Source organism: Citreicoccus inhibens (genome assembly GCF_019039035.1).
In the GTDB taxonomy this organism is placed as follows: Bacteria; Myxococcota; Myxococcia; order Myxococcales; family Myxococcaceae; genus Citreicoccus; species Citreicoccus inhibens.
In genome coordinates this window covers 272661-291286 of record NZ_JAHNZT010000003.1, presented here as the reverse complement: position 1 = coordinate 291286, position 18626 = coordinate 272661, and the positions used below count along the sequence as shown (strand labels likewise).

Here is an 18626-nt window from a genome sequence, read left to right as displayed (position 1 = left end):
CTCAGCCTTGCTCCAACTCCGCGAGCAGGGCCTCCAACTCGGCCGGATCCACCTGCTTCGCGCTGGCCTCGACGATGGCCACGGACATGACCTCCACCGTGGGCGAGTCGAACAGCGCGCGCATGGGCAACTCGACGTGGAACGCCTCGCGGATTCGCGAGAGCACCTGCACGCCCAGCAGCGAGTGGCCGCCGAGCTCGAAGAAGTTGTCGGTGATGCCGACCTCCTCCACGCCGAGCAGGTCCCTCCAGATGCCCGCCACGCGCTCCTCGGTTTCATCCCGGGGCGCGAGGAAGGGATTGGCCAAGGGCGGTCGCGGGTGGCGGTTGGCCGGCGGGGCCGACCCCGCCGTCGCCTGCGCCGGTCCCGCCGTCGCGGCTTGACGCCGCGTGGCGAGCGAACCCCGCGTCACCACCCATCGTCCACCCTGAGGGGAGGTGAGCAGGCCGCGCAGCAGGCGGAAGCCCTCGCCGGGCGGGATGACCGCCTCGGGGCGGAAGCCCTCGCCCACGCCCCACACGTCCCAGTCCACCGCGAACCAGCGCGTGCCCACGCCCCGCGCCTGTCGCGCCACGAGCGCGTCCATGCCCGCGTGCGCCGCGGCGACCGCGCTGCACGCCATGCCGCCCAGTACGGTGGTGAGCGACGAGTGCACCGCGACGAAGTCAGGCCGCCGCGACGCGAGGACGGACACGAGCTGCGTCAGTCCCCCCAGGCGCGCGCGCAAGAGCGGCGCGCTTGCCTCGCGGGTCGACTCGGCCACGGGGATGCGGGCGGACATGCCGCCGTCTCCCGCCGCGTAGAACACGCCGTCCACCGGTCCGAAGCGCGACTCCGCGAGCTGGAACGCGCGCTCCAGCTCGCCGGGCTCGCCCGCGTCCGCGCGCAGCGCCAGCACCTGGGCCCCGGCGCGCTCCAAGCCGCGCACGCGCTCAATGGCTCGCGACGTGACGTCCTTGGCGTCGTGCCCCGCGAGCCACGCGTTCCACTCCTCGGGCGCGGGCAGGCCCTTGCGCGACAGCAGCACGAGCCGGGGCTTGGCCGCCGCCGTCAGCTCCTCCGCCAGCGCGAGCCCCACGCGCCCCAGACCACCCACGATGACGTGGACGCCGCCCTGCTTCAGCGACGCGGATGCGGCGGGCTCGGCCACCGGCTCGAACGCCTCGACGTGCCGGTGCGCCCCGCGCAGCGCGACCCCGTCGGTGCCCTCCCGCGCCAGCTCCGCCACCAGCCGCTCCACCCAGGGCGCGGCCAGCTCGGCCTGCTCTCCAGGCCAGGTCACGTCCACCGCCCGAGCGCGCAGGCCCGGATACTCCTGGGCCATGACTCGGCACGCGCCCACCGCCGCGGCCTGCCATGGATCCAGAGGCTCCTCGCCCGTCACATCACGCGCGCCGCGAGTCACCACGCACAGCGACACCGGCGTGGCCTCCGCGGTCGGCCCCACCGCGCGGCCCAGGGCCATCAGGCCGTGGAACGTCACGTCGAGCGTGGCCTCGGTGGCGGGCGTGCCCACGGCCGTCAGCGGCCACAGGTATGCGATGCGCTCGGGCGTCCAGCCCTCCTCGCGCAGCCGCTCCAGCGTCTCGCCCAGCGTCTCGGGGCTCACCGCGTAGCGGCGCTGCGCGGGAGCGTCACCGCGCTCGGGCGCCACCAGCGTCACCACGTCCGCGCCCGCGCCCCGCAGGCGCTCCGTCACGCGCGCCGCGAGCGCCGTGTCCGACTCCATCACCAGCCAGCGCTGGCCCTGGAGCGACGGCACCGTCACGGAAGCCGGCGTCCGAGGCCAGTGGGGCGTGGACACTTCCATGCCTCGAGCGTCCGGAGCGGCTCGCGTCTCAGAGGTGGCCACGGCCGCGCGCGCGGGAGGCGGCCCTCGGAGCAGATCGAAGCGCTCGCGCTGGAAGGGATAGCCGGGGAGCCCCACGCGGCGGCGGGGCTCTCCCTTGTATCCGCGCGACAGCTCCACGCGGCCGCCCGCGAGCCACAGTCGGCCCGTGGCCTCTGTCAGGTGGTGGAGCGCGTCCTGCTGCGCGTCCCGAGGGCCCGGAAGCGAGGTGAGCACCATGGGGTGCGTGCCCGCCGGAGCGTTGCGTCGCAGCAGGGTGGCCAGCGCGTTGCCCGGGCCGACCTCCAGGAACACGCGCTCCGGGTTCTGGAACAGCAGCGTGGCCGCGTCACCGAAGCGCACGGCCTCGCGCAGGTGTCGCGTCCAGGCGCGTGGATCCGTCGCCACCGCCTCCGTCGCCCACGTGCCGGTGAGGTTGGACACGTAGGGAATCTTGGGCGGAGACAGGCGCACGCGCGCCACTTCGCGCGAGAACGCTTCCAGCACCGGATCCATCATCGCGGAGTGGAACGCGTGTGACGTGTGCAGCCGCCGCGTCTCCACGCCGCGCTGGGTGAGCGCGGCCTCCAGCGCGACGATGTCCGCCTCGGGCCCCGAGGCCACCGTCAACCCCGGCGCGTTCGCCGCGGCGATCGACACACCCGAGGGCAAGAGCGGCGAGAGCTCCGCCTCCGGCAGATGCACGGAGAGCATCGCGCCCGAGGGCAGCGCCTGCATCAGCCGGCCTCGCGTCGCCACGAGCGACAGCGCGTCCTCCAGGGAGAACACGCCCGCGAGGCACGCGGCCACGTACTCCCCCAGGCTGTGACCCACCATCGCCTCGGGCTCCACGCCCAGCGAGCGCCACAGCTGCGCGAGCGCGTACTCCACCGCGAACAGCGCGGGCTGGGCCAGCTCCGTACGCCGCAGCAGGGCCTCGGCCTCCTCTCCGCCCTGGGCGGGGAAGAGCACCGCGCGCAAGTCGCGCCCCAGCCGAGGCGTCAGCGCGTCGCAGCACGCGTCCAGGTGCTTGCGGAAGACGGGCTCGGACTCGTAGAGGCCGCGCGCCATCCCCACGTGCTGCGTGCCCTGCCCGGAGAACACGAACACCACCGGGCGGCGCGTGTTCGTGCCCGTGCCGCCCAGCGCGCGCCGCGCGTCACGCAGCGCCTCGCGGGCATCCGCGGAGTCACGGCAAACGAGCACACGGCGATGCTCATACGCACGACGACCGACTTGCAGCGTGTAGGCCACGTCGGCCAACGGCAGGTGCGGGTTCGCGTCCAGGTGGTCAGCCAGTCGGGTCGTGGCCGCCTCCAGCGCGGCGGGAGTCCGAGCCGACAGCGTGAGCACATGCCACGGCCGGCGCGAGGCCGAGGCGGCAGCCGCCGCGGGGGCCTCCTCCAGCACCACGTGCGCGTTGGTTCCGCCGATGCCGAAGGCGCTCACGCCCGCGCGACGTGGCCCGCCCTGCGACTCCCAAGGCCGCGCCTCGGACGTCACGAAGAAGGGCCCGCCCGCGAAGTCGATGGCCGGGTTGGGACGCTGGAAGTGCGGCGTGGGCGGCAGCTCGCGGTGCTGGAGGGCCAGCACCGTCTTCATCACGCCGGCCACACCCGCCGCGGCGTCCAGGTGGCCAATGCTCGCCTTGAGGGAGCCGAGCACGCAGCGCTGCGCCCCCAGCTCCGTGCCGCCGAACGCCTGGTTCAGCGCGGCGACTTCAATCGGGTCTCCCAGGGGCGTGCCGGTGCCGTGCGCCTCCACGTATTGGATGTCGCCGGGCTCAACGCCCGCGATGCCGAGCGCCTCGGCGACCACGGCCGCTTGTCCCTCCACGCTGGGGGCCGTGTAGCCCACCTTCGCGGAGCCGTCGTTGTTGATGGCCGTGCCCAGGATGACGGCGTGGATGGTGTCTCGGTCCTTCACCGCGTCGGACAGGCGCTTGAGCACCACCACCGCCGCGCCCGCGCCGCGCACCGTGCCCTTGGCGTCCGCGTCGAAGGCCCGGCAGTACCCGTCCGGGGAGAGGATCATCCCCTCCTGGTACAGATAGCCTGCCGTCTGCGGGAACGACACGGAGGTGCCGCCGGTGAGCGCCATGTCGCTCTCTCCCGACAGCAGGCTCTGGCAGGCCAGGTGAATGGCCACGAGCGAGCTGGAGCACGCCGTCTGCACCGCGACGCTGGGGCCACGCAGGCCCAGCCGGTGTGACACGCGCGTGGTGAGATAGTCCTTGTCGTTGGCCAGCATCAGCGCGTACGTGCCGGCGGTGTCCAGCAGGTCCGGCTGGCGGGTGAGCGCGCGCAGCAGGTACGAGCTGGGGCTCGTGGCGCCGAAGACGGCCACGGCGCCGGAGATGCGCTCGGGGTCATAGCCCGCGTGCTCCATCGCCTCGAGCGAGCACTCGAGGAACAACCGCTGCTGCGGATCCATCAGCTCCGCCTCGCGCGGGCTGTAGCCGAACAGCGCCGCGTCGAAGTGGCTCGCGTCCTCCAGCACGTACGACGCGCGCACCCACTGGGGCAGCTCGCGCATGGCGCGCGGCACGCCGGCCTCGTCCAGCTCCGCGTCGGTGGGCACCCGTCGCGCATCCGCGCCGCGCCGCAGGTTGTCCCAGAAACCCTTCAGGTCGCGCGCGCCGGGGAATCGCCCCGACAGGCCGACAATCGCGATCCGCTCCACGCCATCCACTGCGTCACTCATCCATCTCTCCGTCCGTCTCCACGCGTCCCCTCGTGCTGCCCACCCGACGGTTCACCGTGCGGCGCGCTTCGGCGCGCGCCCGCCCGGCCTGCGCCGCATCCACCGCGGGCGCCTCGTCTCGGCGCGACAGGCGCTCCGACAGCGAGCGCACCGTGGGGTACTGAAACAACTCCGTCAACGCCAGCTTCGCTCCCAGCTCCGACGTCAACCGGCGGTGCAGTTGGAGCGCCAGGAGCGAGTTGCCACCCAGCTCGAAGAAGGCGTCATCCAGCCCCACCTGCTCCACATGGAGCAGGTCCTTCCACGCCTGGGCGATCTTCTGCTCCACGTCCGTGCGCGGCGCCTCGAACGGTCGCGACGGATCCGCCTTGCCCATCTCCGGCGCGGGCAGCGCCTTGCGGTCCGCCTTCCCGTTGGGGCTGAGCGGCATGCGCTCCAGCACCACGACGTTGGACGGCACCATGTACTCGGGCAGCCGCTCGCGCAGCCACGCGCGCAGCGCGACCGTGTCCACCTCGGCCTCACGCGCCACCACGTAGGCCACGAGCCGCTTCTGACCCGGCTTGTCCTCGCGCGCGAGCACCACCGCCTGCCGAACGGTGGGGTGCTTCTCCAGCGATGACTCAATCTCGCCCAGCTCGATGCGCAGGCCGCGAATCTTCACCTGGAAGTCCGCGCGACCCAGGTACTCGATTTCGCCGTCCGGCAGCCACCGCGCCACGTCGCCCGTACGGTACATGCGCGCGCCGGCCGTGGCCGCGTGCGGATCCGGAATGAAGCGCTCGGCGGTGAGGTCCGGTCGGGACAGATAGCCCCGACCCACCTGCACGCCGCCGATGAACAGCTCTCCGGCCACGCCCTGCGGCACGGGCTGAAGCTCCGCGTCCAGGATGAGGATGTGCGTGTTCGCCACCGGCTTGCCAATGGGCACCGAGCGGCGGCCATCGTTCGCCACGCACGCGTGATAGGTCACGTCCACGGCCGCCTCGGTGGGGCCGTAGAGGTTGTGCAGCCCCGCGCCCGGCAGCCTCCGCAGGCACGTCTCCTTCAGCTCCAGCGGCAGCGCTTCGCCGCTGCACACCACGCGGCGCAGCGACACGCAGCGCTCCACGCCGGGCTCATCCAGGAAGGCCTGGAGCATGGACGGCACGAAGTGCAGCGTCGTCACGCCCGCCTCGGTGATGAGCCGTGACAGGTACGCCGGCTCCTGGTGCCCACCGGGCCGCGCCATCACGAGCTTCGCGCCCGTCATCAGCGGCCAGAAGAACTCCCAGACGGAGACGTCGAAGCTGAACGGCGTCTTCTGCAGCACCACGTCGTGCGCGCGCAGGCCGTAGGCGGCCTGCATCCACAGCAGCCGGTTGACGACGGGGCCGTGCGCGTTCATCGCGCCCTTGGGACGGCCCGTGCTGCCCGAGGTGAAGATGATGTACGCCAGCGAGTCCGGCGTGGGACGCGAGTCCGGCGCCGTGGTGGGCTCGCGCGCGATGGCGTCCCAGCCCGTGTCCAGCGTGAGCACCTGGGCCCCGTGCGAAGCAGGCAGTCGCGCCAGCAGCCGCTCCTGCACGAGCAGCACCGCGGGGCGCGCGTCCTCCAGCATCCACGTGAGGCGCTCGGGGGGATAGCCCGGGTCCAGCGGCACATAGGCCCCGCCCGCCTTGAGCGTGCCGAGCAGCCCCACCACCATCTCCAGTGAGCGCTCCACGCACAGGCCCACGCGAGACTCGGGCCCCACGCCCCGCGCGCGCAGCGCGTGCGCGAGCTGATTGGCCCGCGCATCCAGCTCCCGGTAGGTGAGCCGCGCGCCGTCGTACTCCAGCGCGACCGCGTCCGGGGTTCGAGCCGCCTGCGCCTCCATCAACGACGTGAGCGTGGCCCCCTCCGGCATGGGCGCCGCGGTGTCGTTCCACGCCACGAGCACGCGGTGGCGCTCGGCCTCCGGCAGCACGCGGAGCTGAGAGATGACGGTGTCTGGCCGGGCGACCACGCCCTCCAACAGCTCGCGGTAGTGCGCGAGCACGCGCGTGGCGGTCTCCGCCTCGAACAGGTCGGTGCTGTACTCGACGGTGACGCGCAGGCCCTGGGGCAGGTCCACCACGAGCAAGGACAGGTCGTACTTGGTCGTGCCCGTGTCCACCGGCTGCGACTCCATCACCAGCCCCGGTGCCTCCAGGGGCGGCATGGGCGCGTTCTGGAGCACGAACATCACCTGGAACAGCGGCGTGTGGCTCAGGTGCCGCTCGGGCTTGAGCCCATCCACCAGTCGCTCGAAGGGGACGTCCTGGTGCGCGTACGCATCCAGCGTCGTCTCGTGCACGCGGCGCATCACCTCGCGGAACGTCGGGCGTCCGGAGAGGTCCGCGCGCAGGGCGAGCATGTTGACGAAAAGGCCGATGAGCCCCTCGACCTCCGTGCGCGAGCGGCCCGCGATGGGCGTGCCCACCACCACGTCATCCTGGCCCGTGTAGCGCGACAGCAGCACCTGGAACGCGGACAGCAGGGTGACGAACAGCGTGCGCCCCTCGCGCTGTGAGAGGGCCTTGAGTCCCTGCGTCAGCTCCGGGGACAGGTGGAGGACCTGCCGCGCGCCGCGCGAACTCAGCAGCGCCGGCCGAGCCTTGTCCGCCGGCAGCTCCAGCAGCGCGTTCGGGTTGAGCCGCTGCTTCCAATACGCGAGCTGACGCTCCAGCTCCGCGCCCTGGAGCCAGTCGCGCTGCCACGCGGCGTACTCGGCGTACTGGAGGGGCAGGGGCTTCAGCGGGGACGGCTGTCCCTCGGCGCACGCGCGATACAGCGCGGCCAGCTCGCTGACGAACACCCCCATGCTCCACCCGTCCGAGACGATGTGGTGCATGTTGACGAGCAGCACGTGCTCCCGCTCCGACAGCCGCAGGAGCGAGGCGCGCCACAGCGGCCCCTTCTCCAAGCCAAAGGGCTGCTGCGACAGGGACACCACGCGCGCGCGGGCCTCTTCCTCGCGCTGGGCCTCGGGCACGGCGGTGAGGTCCACGAGCTCCAGCTCCAGTGCGGCGCTGGTGGTGATGACCTGCTGCGGGCGGCCGTCGCGGTCCTGGAACGTGGTGCGCAGCGTCTCGTGGCGCGCCGCCAGCAGCTTGAGCCCCTGGCGCAGCGCTTCCAGGTGCACCGTGCCGGACATCCGCACCGACACGGGCATGTGGAGCGCGGCGCTGCCCGGACTCCACTTGTCCAGGAACCACATGCGCTCCTGGCCGAAGGACAGCGGCGCCTGCTTCGTCGCCTGCGCCTGCTTGTCCTTCAGCAAGAGCGCCAATCGGGCGCGCTTGTCGTCGGGGTTGGACGCCATGTCAGGCCACCTCCTGGCCGCCAGACGTATCACCACCGTCCGCGCCACCCTCGGCTTCCAGGACCGCGAGCAGCTCCGCCACCTGCTCGTCGGAGAGCTGATCCAGGTTCTCGAGCAGCTTCGCCGCCTCCGCCGCCGTGGTGGCCTTCCCCGCCTGCTTCGCCTTCGCCGGAGCGCTGGGCGCGGGCGCCGCCATCGCGCCTTCCATCGGATAGCCCAAGCGCGCGATGACCTCGTGCGTGGTGGCGTCCAGTCCGCGCGGCCACTTGATGCGCTTCCACGAATCACCGAGGTTCTTCTCGATGCCCTGGTGCTGGAGGATGTTGGGATCCCCCAGGCCGCCCATCATGCGCTCCTTCTTGCCGTCGTACGGCTGGACCATGCGCTCGTCGAAGGGCAGCCCCAGGAAGTTGCAGACCCCCGTCATCACCTTCGTCGGGTCCGCGACCAGGTCCTCGTAGCGCACCCAGTGGCAGCGCTCGCGCTCGATGCGGTCGAAGAACTGGAGCAGGTTGCGGTTGGACAGCGCCCACACCGTCTCGGCGACCACGTAGGGGTCCACGTCCTGCGTGCCGAAGAGGCCCTGCGCGAAGAGCCGGTCGAAGCGCATGCGCAGCACCGACTCCATCACCGGGTACGGGTGCCGGTAGAGGTAGATGTACTTGGGCCGGTCGAACATCTCCTCGGCCCGCCACAGCGTCTCGGCCTCCATGGCGTACGTGGGCGTCTTGTCCACCAGCAGCCGCGAGCCCGCGAGCGCCTGCAGTTTCCCGAAGACCTCCTGCGACGACACGTTGTCCGCCACCAGCTTGTCCACCAGCGCCGCGCCGGCGGTGGAGTCCAGGCCCTGCAGCTCCATGAAGGCCCACTGCAGCCCGCCCGTGGTCCACTCCATCTCGCTGCCGAAGCCGATGTTCTCCTTCCACTGCCGCATGGTCTCGAAGAACAGCAGGTTCACTTCGGGCGGGCAGAACAACTGCGGGTGACCCGCCAGCATGACGCGGAAGAGCGTGGAGCCGGCGCGCGGGCTGGAGTGCACGAACACCATGGGCGGGTTCTTGCGCCCGGCGCCGCTCTGCTCACCCGAGCCGCGCTTGCGGTAGGGCTTGAGCGGGTAGTTGGCCAGCGGCTGGTTCTGCGCGAAGCGGAGCGGATCCGCCTGCCGGTCCATCTCCACCAAGAGGTACTTGGACAGCGCCGGGATGGACGGGTTGGCCTGCACCTCGTGCGGGTAGAGCTGGAACTTGAAGTCCTGGCGCAGGCTGTACTCCAGCTCCGCGCCCAGCCGGTGCAGGTCGTACTGCTTCAGGCCTCCGTCGGCGGGCAGCTGCGCGACGGGGATGCGCAGGCCCTCGGCGATGTGCTGTTGCAGGTACTCCGTCATGAGCGCCGGGCGCTCGGTGGGGAACGCGGTCCGCAGCCGCTCCGCGATGGGCTTCTCCTTCGTGGTGGCGCGCTTGGCCAGCTCCGCCTCCACGCGCTGCGCGATGCCCGCCACGGTGGGCGTCTCGAACAAGCCTCGCAGCGACAGGTCCACCTTCAGGGCCGCGTGGATGTGATTGCGCAGCTGCGTGGCCAACAGCGAGTGGCCACCCAGCTCGAAGAAGTTGTCATTGACGCCGATGCCGTCGATGCCCAGCACCTGCTCCCACACGGCCGCGACCGTCTTCTCCAGGTCGTTGCGCGGGCCCACGTGCGCGGTGACGAGCGCGGGGCGCGGGTGCTTCTTCTGCCCCGAGGCCCGCGCCGTGGCGCCCTGGGCCTGCGCGGGACGCGGACGCTGGATGCGACGCGCGGCGAGGTCCGCGGTGGAGACGGCGACACGCCCGCCATCGACCTGGGCCAGCACGCGCCGTGTGGCCTCCACCCCCTCGGCGGGCTGGATGGCGAACTGCGCGAGCACCGGGCTCAGCTCGGCCATGGCGCGCGCATCCGCGAACTGCCACGCGTCCCAGTCCACGCTCAGCCACGGGTACTCGGACGTCTCCGAGCGCTGCTCGGCGAAGGCGTCCATGAACGAGCTGGCCGCCGCCTGCGCCACCTGCCCCAGTCCACCCAGCACCGAGGACAGCGAGGACACGAGCAGACAGAAGTCCAGGCCGCGCGCGGGCAGCACCTTCTCCAGCACGCGCACCCCGTGGACCTGCGGACGGAAGTGCCACTCGCACTCGGTGGGGCTCGTCTCCGCGATGATTCCCAGCGTGGCGCCCTGCATGCCGCCCGCCGCGTGGATGACGCCATCGAGCCGCCCGAAGCGCGTGCGCACGTCGTCCACCACGGCGCGCATCCGCTCCTCGTTCGCGAGGTCGGCGGAGAACACCGCCAACTCGGCACCGGACTCCTCCAGGCGCTGCGCGTTGCGGATGCGCAGGCTCACCGCGTCCTCGGCGCCGCGCTCCTTCGTCCACGTGACCCACTGCTCCTTCGCGGGGAAGTCCGGGGCCTCCACCAGGGCGAGCTTGGCGTGGTGCGTGCGCGCCAGCTCCGCCGCGAGCGCATGGCCAATGCCGCCCAGGCCATCCGTGATGAGGTACACGCCCGAGTCGCGCAGCACGGGCGCCGAGGCCCCCTCCAGCCGCAGCGGTTCGAACGTCTGCACCCAGCGCTGGCGGCCACGCCACGCGACCACCGCGTCAGAGGACGAAGCCGCCAGCTCGGAGGCGAGCTGCCGCGCCACGGTGCTCGCATCGGACGCCACCACGTCCACGAAGTGGCAGGTGACGTGCGGATACTCCTGCGCGAGCACGCGGCCGGGGCCCATGAGCAGGGCCTTGTCCGCGGACAGCCGGTCCGCGCTCTCCACGCGGGCGGACTCGCTCGCCACCACCCACCACGCGAGCGGCTCGGAGCGGCCTGTCTCGCCCAGGGCGCGCGCGAGGAAGACCTGGCTGTGGAAGCCCACCGCCAGCGTCGTCGCCAGCGCGGGGGCTTCCTTCGTCACACCCCACAAGTGCAGGACGCCATCGAACTCACGGCCCTCATCCTTCAGGGCTCGCAGCAGCGCGGCATGGTCCTCGGGCCGCTCGGGAGCGATGGCATAGAGCCCGTCCGCGCGGCGCGCGAACGCCGGGCCGGGCACCACGCGCGTCACCGCGCCGCCCGACAAGTGCGGGGCCAGGGCCTCGGCCACGCCCGCGCCATCCGCGAAGACGAGCCAGCCGCGTCCCGGGGGGCTCGCCTTCGCACCGCGCGCCAGCGGCGCGCGCTTCCATGACGCCGTGTAGAACCAGTCGGCCAGGTCCGCCTTCTTCGCCAGCGACGGAGCCTCGGCGGGACGCGCCGCGCCCGAGGCGCCCAAAGGACGCGCCTCCACCCAGTAGCGCTGCCGCTCGAAGGGGTAAGCGGGCAGCGGCACGCGACGGCGCTGCTCGTGCGTGCTGAAGCCCTTCCAGTCCAGCGTCACGCCGTGGAGCCACAGCCGCCCCGCGGTGCCCAGGAGCACGGCGAGGTCCTCGGTCTGCTCGCGCGGGTGGCGCATGGCGCTGAGCACCACGCGGCCCTCCGCGTTCGGCTGCTGCCGGGCGAGCGTGGCCAGCACGTTGCTCGGGCCCACCTCCAGCAGCGCGGCCTGAGGCCACTTGCTCGCCAGCTCCTGGAGGCCCGCGGCGAAGCGGACCGCCTGCCGCAGGTGAGTGGCCCAGTAGCCCGGGTCGGTCGCCTGCGCCGCGTCGATCCACGTCCCCGTCACGTTGGAGAGGAAGGGCAGCTTGGGCGCGGACAGCTTCACCTGCCGCACCCGCTCGGTGAACGCCGCGAGGATGGGGTCCATCATCGCGGAGTGGAACGCGTGCGACGTGTGCAGGCGCGAGACGTCCACGCCCTGCGTCTCCAGCATGGCCTGGAGCGAGTCCACCGCGGGCGTGGGGCCCGCCACCACCGTGAAGCCCGGCGCGTTGACGGCGGCCACCGACAGCGTGGGCCCCATCATCGGCTTGAGCGCATCCTCCGTCAGGCGCGCGGACAACATGGCGCCCGAGGGCATGGACTGCATGAGCCGACCGCGCGCGGCCACCAGCGCCAGCGCGTCCTTCAGCTCGAAGACGCCCGCGAGGCAGGCCGCCACGTACTCACCAATGCTGTGGCCGAGCATCGCGACAGGCTTCACGCCCCACGACATCCACAGCTTCGCCAGCGCGTACTCCACCGCGAAGAGGGCGGGCTGCGTGAGCGACGTCTGTCCCAGCTGCGTGCGCGCCTCTTCCTCGCGCGCGGGCTCGGGGAAGAGCACGGTGCGCAGGTCCAGGCCCAGGTGCGGCTGAAGCTCTTTCGCGCACGTGTCCAGGTGCTCGCGGAACACCGGCTCGGACGCATACAGGCCGCGCGCCATGCCGACGTACTGCGACCCCTGGCCCGGGAAGAGGAACGCGACCGGGCGGTCCTGCACCGCGGCGGCCTGCGTCCACAGCCGCTGGCCGTCCGTGGCTTCCAGCGCGGCGAGCGCATCCGCGCGATCGCGGCACAGCAGCACGCGCCGCTGCATCATCGGCTGACGGCCCACCTGGAGCGTCCAGGCCGCGTCGGGCAGCGACAGGCCGGGGTTCGCCTTCAGGTGCGCCGCGATGTTGCGCGTGGCCGCGTCCAGCGCGGAGGGCGTCTTGGCGGAAAGCACGACGAGTTGATGCGCGCGCGAGGGGCTCGAGGCCGGCCGCACGGGCGCCTCCTCCAGCACCACGTGGCCGTTGGTGCCGCCCACGCCGAACGAGCTGACGCCCGCGCGGCGCGGATGCTTCGCCGGAGCGGGCCAGTCCTTCAGCGCCGTGTTGACGTAGAAGGGCCCGCCCGCGAAGTCGATCTCGGGGCTGGGCTGCTCGAAGTGGAGGCTGGGCGGAATCTGCTTCTGCTCCAGCGTCATCACCGCCTTGATGAGGCTGGAGACACCGGCCGCGTTGGCCAGGTGCCCGATGTTGCTCTTGAGCGAGCCCATCGCGATGCGCGGCGGGTTCGCCTTCGCGGCGGCCGAGCGCGGCTTGAAGGCCTTGTTGAGCGCGCGCACCTCGATGGGGTCACCCATCTTCGTGCCCGTGCCGTGCGCCTCCACGTAGCCCACCGTCTCCGGCGCCACGCCCGCGGCACCCAGGGCCTCGCTGATGACGGAGGACTGTCCCTCCACGCTGGGGGCCGTGTAGCCGACCTTCAGCGCGCCATCGTTGTTGATGGCCGTGCCCTTGATGACCGCGTGGATGTGGTCGCCGTCCTCGATGGCGTCCGCCAGCCGCTTGAGCACCACCACGCCCACGCCGCTGCCGAACACCGTGCCGTCCGCCTTCGCGTCGAAGGCGCGGCAGTGGCCGTCCGGGGACACGATGCCGCCGGGGACGAAGTCGTAGCCCTCCGGGTGCTTCACGTGCACGGACACGCCGCCCGCCAGCGCCATGTCGCACTCCTCGTTGAGGAGGCTCTGGACGGCCACGTGGGTGGCCACCAGCGACGTGGAGCACGCGCTCGCGATGGAGTAGCTGGGCCCTCGCAGGTTCAGCTTGTAGGCCACGCGGGTGCCGAGGAAGTCGCCCCCGTTGCCCACGTCAATCTGCACCTGGTCCAACCCGCTGAGCTGGTCCAGGTTCGAGACGAGGTTGTAGACGAGGTACGTGTTGGTGGACGCCCCCGCGAACACGCCAATGGGCCCGTCGAAGCCCTCCGACGTGTGGCCCGCGCGCTCCATCGCCTCCCAGGCGCACTCCAGGAAGACGCGGTGCTGCGGGTCCATCAGCTCCGCCTCGCGCGGCGTGAAGCCGAAGAAGCCGGCGTCGAACAGCTCCATGCCGTCCAGCGCCGCGGAGGCCTTCACGTGCTGTGGGTCCTTCCGCTGCTCCGCGCTGACCCCGAGCTTCTCCAGCTCGGCGTCGCTCACGGGGCGGATGGACTCCACGCCCTGGCAGAGGTTGCGCCAGAACGTGTCCAGGTCGGCGGCGCCGGGGAAGCGGCCCGCCATGCCGATGATGGCGACAGCCTGCGAGTCAATGGAGGAGTCGGATGCCATGAGAGTCTTCGGAAGTCAGAGGTCGGAAAGCGGGGGGACGCGGGCGCTCAGCGCTCTTCGTCCGGGGTCGTGTCGTCCTGGCGCTGGGCGCGGCGTGCGCGTCGGCGCTCGCCCCGGCTGAGGGCCTCGGTGGGCTCCGGGGTGGACTCCTCGTCGGCGGTGCCCTTGGCCTCCTTGAGCAGCTTGGCCAGTGCGCCCACCGTGGGGCCTTCGTAGAGGGTGACGGCGGGCAGTGCGACGCCGAACTCCTCGCGCACGCGGGCGATGAGCTTCACGCCCACCAGCGAGTTGCCCCCCAGCTCGAAGAAGTTGTCGTGGATGCCCACCTGCGCGAGCCCCAGCGTCGTCTCCCAGAGGCGGGCGATGTCCGCCTCCAGCGCGTCGCGCGGCGCCACGTAGGCGTTCTGGAGCGCCGGCCGAGGCGTCTTCTCCTGGCCCAGCGTGGCCTCCTTCTGCACCACCGCCTCCGCCTTCGCGCTGTCCGCGGGCCGGGCCCACTTCTGCGCGCGCGCCTTGAGGCTGCTGGTGGACACGGCGACCTGGGACACCGCGCCCAACTGGAGCAGGTGCTCGAACGCCTCCGCGCCCTCGGCGGGGGTAATCGCCAGCGAGCCGAACGGGTTGGAGGTCGCGCCCTCCGCGCCGGACTCGAAGCGCCACGCGTCCCAGCCCACGCTCATCCACGGCACCGGCGACTCGTGCGCCATGCGCGCCGCGAACGCGTCCATGAAGCGCGTGGCCGCCGCGTACGACGCCAGCCCCAGTCCGCCCAGCACCGCCGCGAGCGACGAGGACAGGAGGACGAAGTCGAGCGGACGGCCACGCAGCACCTCCTCGAGCGCATACACGCCGAGCACGCGGCCCTGGAAGGTCGCGCGCACGTCCTCGGGGCGCGTGTCCGGGATGGCCCGGAACAGCGCCTGCCCCACGTCACCGGCCGCGTGCACCACGCCGTGCAGCGCGCCGAAGCGAGCCACCGCCGCGTCCACCGCTGCCTGGAGCTGTGCCCGGTCGGACGCGTTGGCCGCGACCACCAGGACCTCGGCGCCCAGCGCCTCCAACTCGCGCACCTGCTGGATGCGCCGGCTCACCGCGTCCGTCGCGCCGTGCGAGGCGAGGTGCGCGTCCCACGTGGCGCGCTCGGGCAGCGCCGTGCGGCTGGCGAGCACCAGCTTCGCGCCCACCTTGCGTGCCAGCACCTGCGCGTGCACGAAGCCCAGCGTGCCGAAGCCGCCGAGCAGCAGGTACACGCCGCCCGCGCGCAGCGGGAGCTGCGCGGGACGGGCCTGCTCGGCCGGGACGGGCTCATACGTCTGCGCCCACCGCGCGCCGCCGCGGTACGCGAGCACGTTCTCCTGGCGAGACGGCGCCACGCACTCGGACAGCAGCGCCTCCGCGAGCGCGCCCTCCTGCCAGCTCCCCACGACGGGCACGCTCACGTCCACGGCCTTGGCGGACAGGTGCGTGTACTCCTGGGGAATCACGAGGCAGGGGCCCAGCACCGTCGCCTGCTCGGGGCTGGGGCGCTCATCGCCCAGCGCCTGCATGCGGTGCGTGACCGCCACGAGCGACACGGGCCGCGTGCCCGGCTGACGTCCCAGCGCCTGCGCGAGGAACAGCAGGCCGTGGAAGCCCTTGTCCAGCGCCGGCTCCAGCGCGGCGGCGCCGTGCTCCGCGCCCGGCTGCGTGCTCCACAGATGCAGCACGTGATCCGGCGAGAGCCCCGTCGCCGTGAGGCTGTCGAGCAGCACGCCGTGGCTGGCGGCGTCGGCGGCGTTCACGGTCCAGTGCCGCTCGGACACCTTCGCGGTGAGGATGCCGGGCGTGAGGGTGACGACGTCCTGCCCCGCGTCGCCCAACCGCTTCGCGAACTGCGCGCCCAGGCCCGTGCCCTGCGTGTTCGGGAGGAACAGCCACCAGCACGCCTTCTTCGCGCTCCACGCGCCCGCGGGGGGCGGCAGGGTGCGCTGCCACGAGGGCAGGTAGAACCAGCGGGCCACCGGCTGCTTCTGCTCGGCGGAGGCGCTCTCGGTGCGCGATGCCTCGCCTGCGTCCTTGCGCGGCTCCACCCAGTGCCGCGTCCGCTCGAAGGGCGAAGTGGGCAGCGCCACGCGACGACGGCGCTCGTCGCCGAGGAATGCCTCCCAACTCGGCTCCACGCCCTCCATCCACAGGCGGCCCAGCGTGGCGAGCACGAACTCCACGTCCGCGTGCTGCTCCTTCGGGTGACGCAGCGAGGACAGGATGGCGTGCTGCGCGCCCTTGGCGGGGTGCTGCCGCGCCAGCGTGGCCAGCGTGTTGCCCGGGCCCACCTCCAACAGGATGGCGTCCGACTCCTTCATCAGCTCCGCCACGCCGTCCGCGAAGCGCACCGCGCCGCGCAGGTGTCGCGCCCAGTAGTCGGGGCTCGTGGCCTCCTCGGACGTCACCCACGTGCCGGTGACGTTGGACAGGTAGGGCAGCTTCGGCGCCTGCCGCGACACCTTGCGCACCGCCTCGCGGAACGCGTCGAGGATGGGGTCCATCATCGACGAGTGGAACGCGTGCGACGTGTGCAGCCGCGTGCTGTGCACGCCGCGCGCGGTGAGCTGCTCCACGAGCGCGTCCACCGCCGGCGTGGGGCCCGCCACCACGCAGGTGGAGGGGCTGTTGACCGCGGCCACGGACAGGCCGCCGGACAGGAGCGGCTGGACCTCCGCCTCCGTCATCGGGACGGCGAGCATGGCGCCCGAGGGCATGGACTGCATGAGCCGGCCACGCGCGGCCACCAGCGCCAGCGCGTCATCCAGCGTGAACACGCCCGCGAGGCACGCGGCCACGTACTCGCCGATGCTGTGGCCCACCATCGCGTGCGGCTTCACGCCCCACGACATCCACAGCTTCGCGAGCGCGTACTCCACGACGAAGAGCGCGGGCTGCGTGAGCGACGTCTGCTTGAGCCGCTCCGTGGCCGCCTCGCGCGCCTCCGGGGCGGGGTAGAGCACCGTGCGCAGGTCCAGACCCAGGTGCGGCTTGAGCTTCTGCGCGCACGCGTCCACCTCGTCGCGGAAGGCGGGCTCCTGCTCGTAGAGCTGGCGGCCCATGTCCACGTACTGCGAGCCCTGCCCGCTGAACATGAACATCACGGGGCGGCCCGCGTTCTCCGAGGCGCCCGTGAACACGCGGCCGGGCTCGCGCGAGGCCAGCGCCTCCACCAGCTCCGCGGTGCTGCGCGCCACCACCGCGCGGCGTTTGGAGAACCGCTTGCGTCCCTGCTGGAGCGTGAACGCGACGTCCGCGAGCGGCACGTCCGGGTTCTCGCGCAGGTGCGCCACCAGCCGGTCCGTGGCGGTCTCCAGCGACTGCTCCGTGCGCGCCGACAGGAGCACCAGCTGGCCACCGCGGCGAGGCGCGTCCGTGGGGGCCTGCGGCGGAGCCTCCTCCAGCACGGCGTGCGCGTTGGTGCCGCCCATGCCCAGCGACGTGATGCCCGCGCGGCGCGGCGTCTCTCCCTTGGGGAAGTCGCGCAGCTGCGTGTTCACGAAGAAGGGGCTGTTGGGGAAGTCACACGCCGGATTGGGCGTGTCGTAGTTGAGGCTGGGGGGAATCTGCTTGTGGTGCAGCGTGAGCGCCGCCTTGATGAAGCCCACCGCGCCGGCCGCCGAGTCCAGGTGGCCAATGTTGCTCTTCACCGAGCCGAGCGCGCAGAAGCCCTTCTTGTCCGTGCCCGCGCGGAACGCCTGCGTGAGCGCCGTCACCTCGATGGGGTCGCCCACCACGGTCGCCGTGCCGTGCGCCTCCACATAGCCGATGGACTCGGGCTCCACGCCGGCCACCGCCTGCGCGAGCGCGATGACTTCGGCCTGCCCCTCGACGCTGGGGGCCATGTAGCTGACCTTGTGCGAGCCGTCGTTGTTGACCGCCGAGCCGCGCACCACCGCGTAGATGGTGTCGCCGTCCTTCAGCGCGTCCTCCAGCCGCTTGAGCACGACGACCGCCGCGCCGTGTCCCGCGACGAAGCCCGCCGCCTTCTCATCGAATGTGTGGCAGTGCCCGTCCGGCGCGGTGGTGCCACCCTCGTAGTACAGGTAGCCCGCCTTCTCCGGGAAGTGGATGGACACGCCGCCCGCCAGCGCCATGTCGCACTCGTAGGCGAGCAGGCTCTGGCAGGCGTAGTGGATGCACGTGAGCGACGTGGACGATGACGACTGCACCGTCACGGCGGGGCCCTTCAGGTTCATCCGGTAGGCCACCTCCGTGGTGAGGCTGTCCTTGTCGTTGCCAATGGACGCCTGGAGGCTCTCCACCGACGCGACGTGCGCCAGGTGCGAGTACAGGTTGGAGAGCAGGTACGTGTTCATGCTCATGCCGCCGAACACGCCCACGCGGCCGGGCTGCCGGTCCGGGCTGTAACCCGCGGTCTCCATCGCCTCCCACGCGCACTCCAGGAAGACGCGGTGCTGCGGGTCCATCAGCGCCGCCTCGCGCGGGTTCATCCCGAAGAACGCCGCGTCGAACATGTCCGTGTCGCCGAGCACGCCGCGCGCCTTCACGTAGTTGGGCGCGCGCACCATGGCCGGGTCCACGCCTTCCGCGATGAGCTCTTCGTCCGTGAAGAAGGTGATGGTCTCCACCCCTCCGCACAGGTTCTTCCAGAACTCAGAGAGGGTCTTCGCGCCGGGAAGGCGGCCACCCAGACCTACGACGGCGATGCCGTCCACCTCGGGAAGCGTGTCATTGGTCATGTGCAAAATCCCGTGTCATCAAAACGTATGAACCTGTGCCGCCTTGCGTGTGTAGACCAGGGGTCC

General features: G+C 72.1%; 4 protein-coding genes. All 4 read right to left on the bottom strand.

Translation table 11 applies throughout. The features are described from left to right. Position 1: 1 nt before the first annotated feature. The 4 genes from KRR26_RS37355 to KRR26_RS05725 are packed head-to-tail and all read right to left on the bottom strand — an operon-like array spanning position 2 to position 18560. On the bottom strand, positions 2–4531 hold the full coding sequence (locus KRR26_RS37355) for a type I polyketide synthase (protein ID WP_217079290.1): 4530 nt from the start codon (positions 4529–4531) through the stop codon (positions 2–4). Beyond that, entirely contained in the window at positions 4524–7856 is a 3333-nt protein-coding gene (locus tag KRR26_RS05735; RefSeq protein ID WP_120201580.1) for a non-ribosomal peptide synthetase, read from the bottom strand. The genes KRR26_RS37355 and KRR26_RS05735 overlap by 8 nt, the downstream gene beginning before the upstream one ends. A 1-nt stretch (position 7857) precedes the next feature. Beyond that, entirely contained in the window at positions 7858–13836 is a 5979-nt protein-coding gene (locus KRR26_RS05730; RefSeq protein WP_217079289.1) for a type I polyketide synthase, read from the bottom strand. A 47-nt stretch (positions 13837–13883) separates the two neighbouring features. Continuing rightward, positions 13884–18560, bottom strand: a complete 4677-nt coding sequence (locus KRR26_RS05725; RefSeq protein ID WP_217079288.1) for a type I polyketide synthase — start codon at positions 18558–18560, stop codon at positions 13884–13886. Positions 18561–18626: the final 66 nt, after the last annotated feature.

Bases quoted from the DNA above. Each gene is read 5' to 3' on its own strand.
- KRR26_RS37355 (WP_217079290.1), bottom strand. From the start codon at position 4,531: ATGAGTGACGCAGTGGATGGCGTGGAGCGGATCGCGATTGTCGGCCTG.
- KRR26_RS05735 (WP_120201580.1), bottom strand. From the start codon at position 7,856: ATGGCGTCCAACCCCGACGACAAGCGCGCCCGATTGGCGCTCTTGCTG.
- KRR26_RS05730 (WP_217079289.1), bottom strand. From the start codon at position 13,836: ATGGCATCCGACTCCTCCATTGACTCGCAGGCTGTCGCCATCATCGGC.
- KRR26_RS05725 (WP_217079288.1), bottom strand. From the start codon at position 18,560: ATGACCAATGACACGCTTCCCGAGGTGGACGGCATCGCCGTCGTAGGT.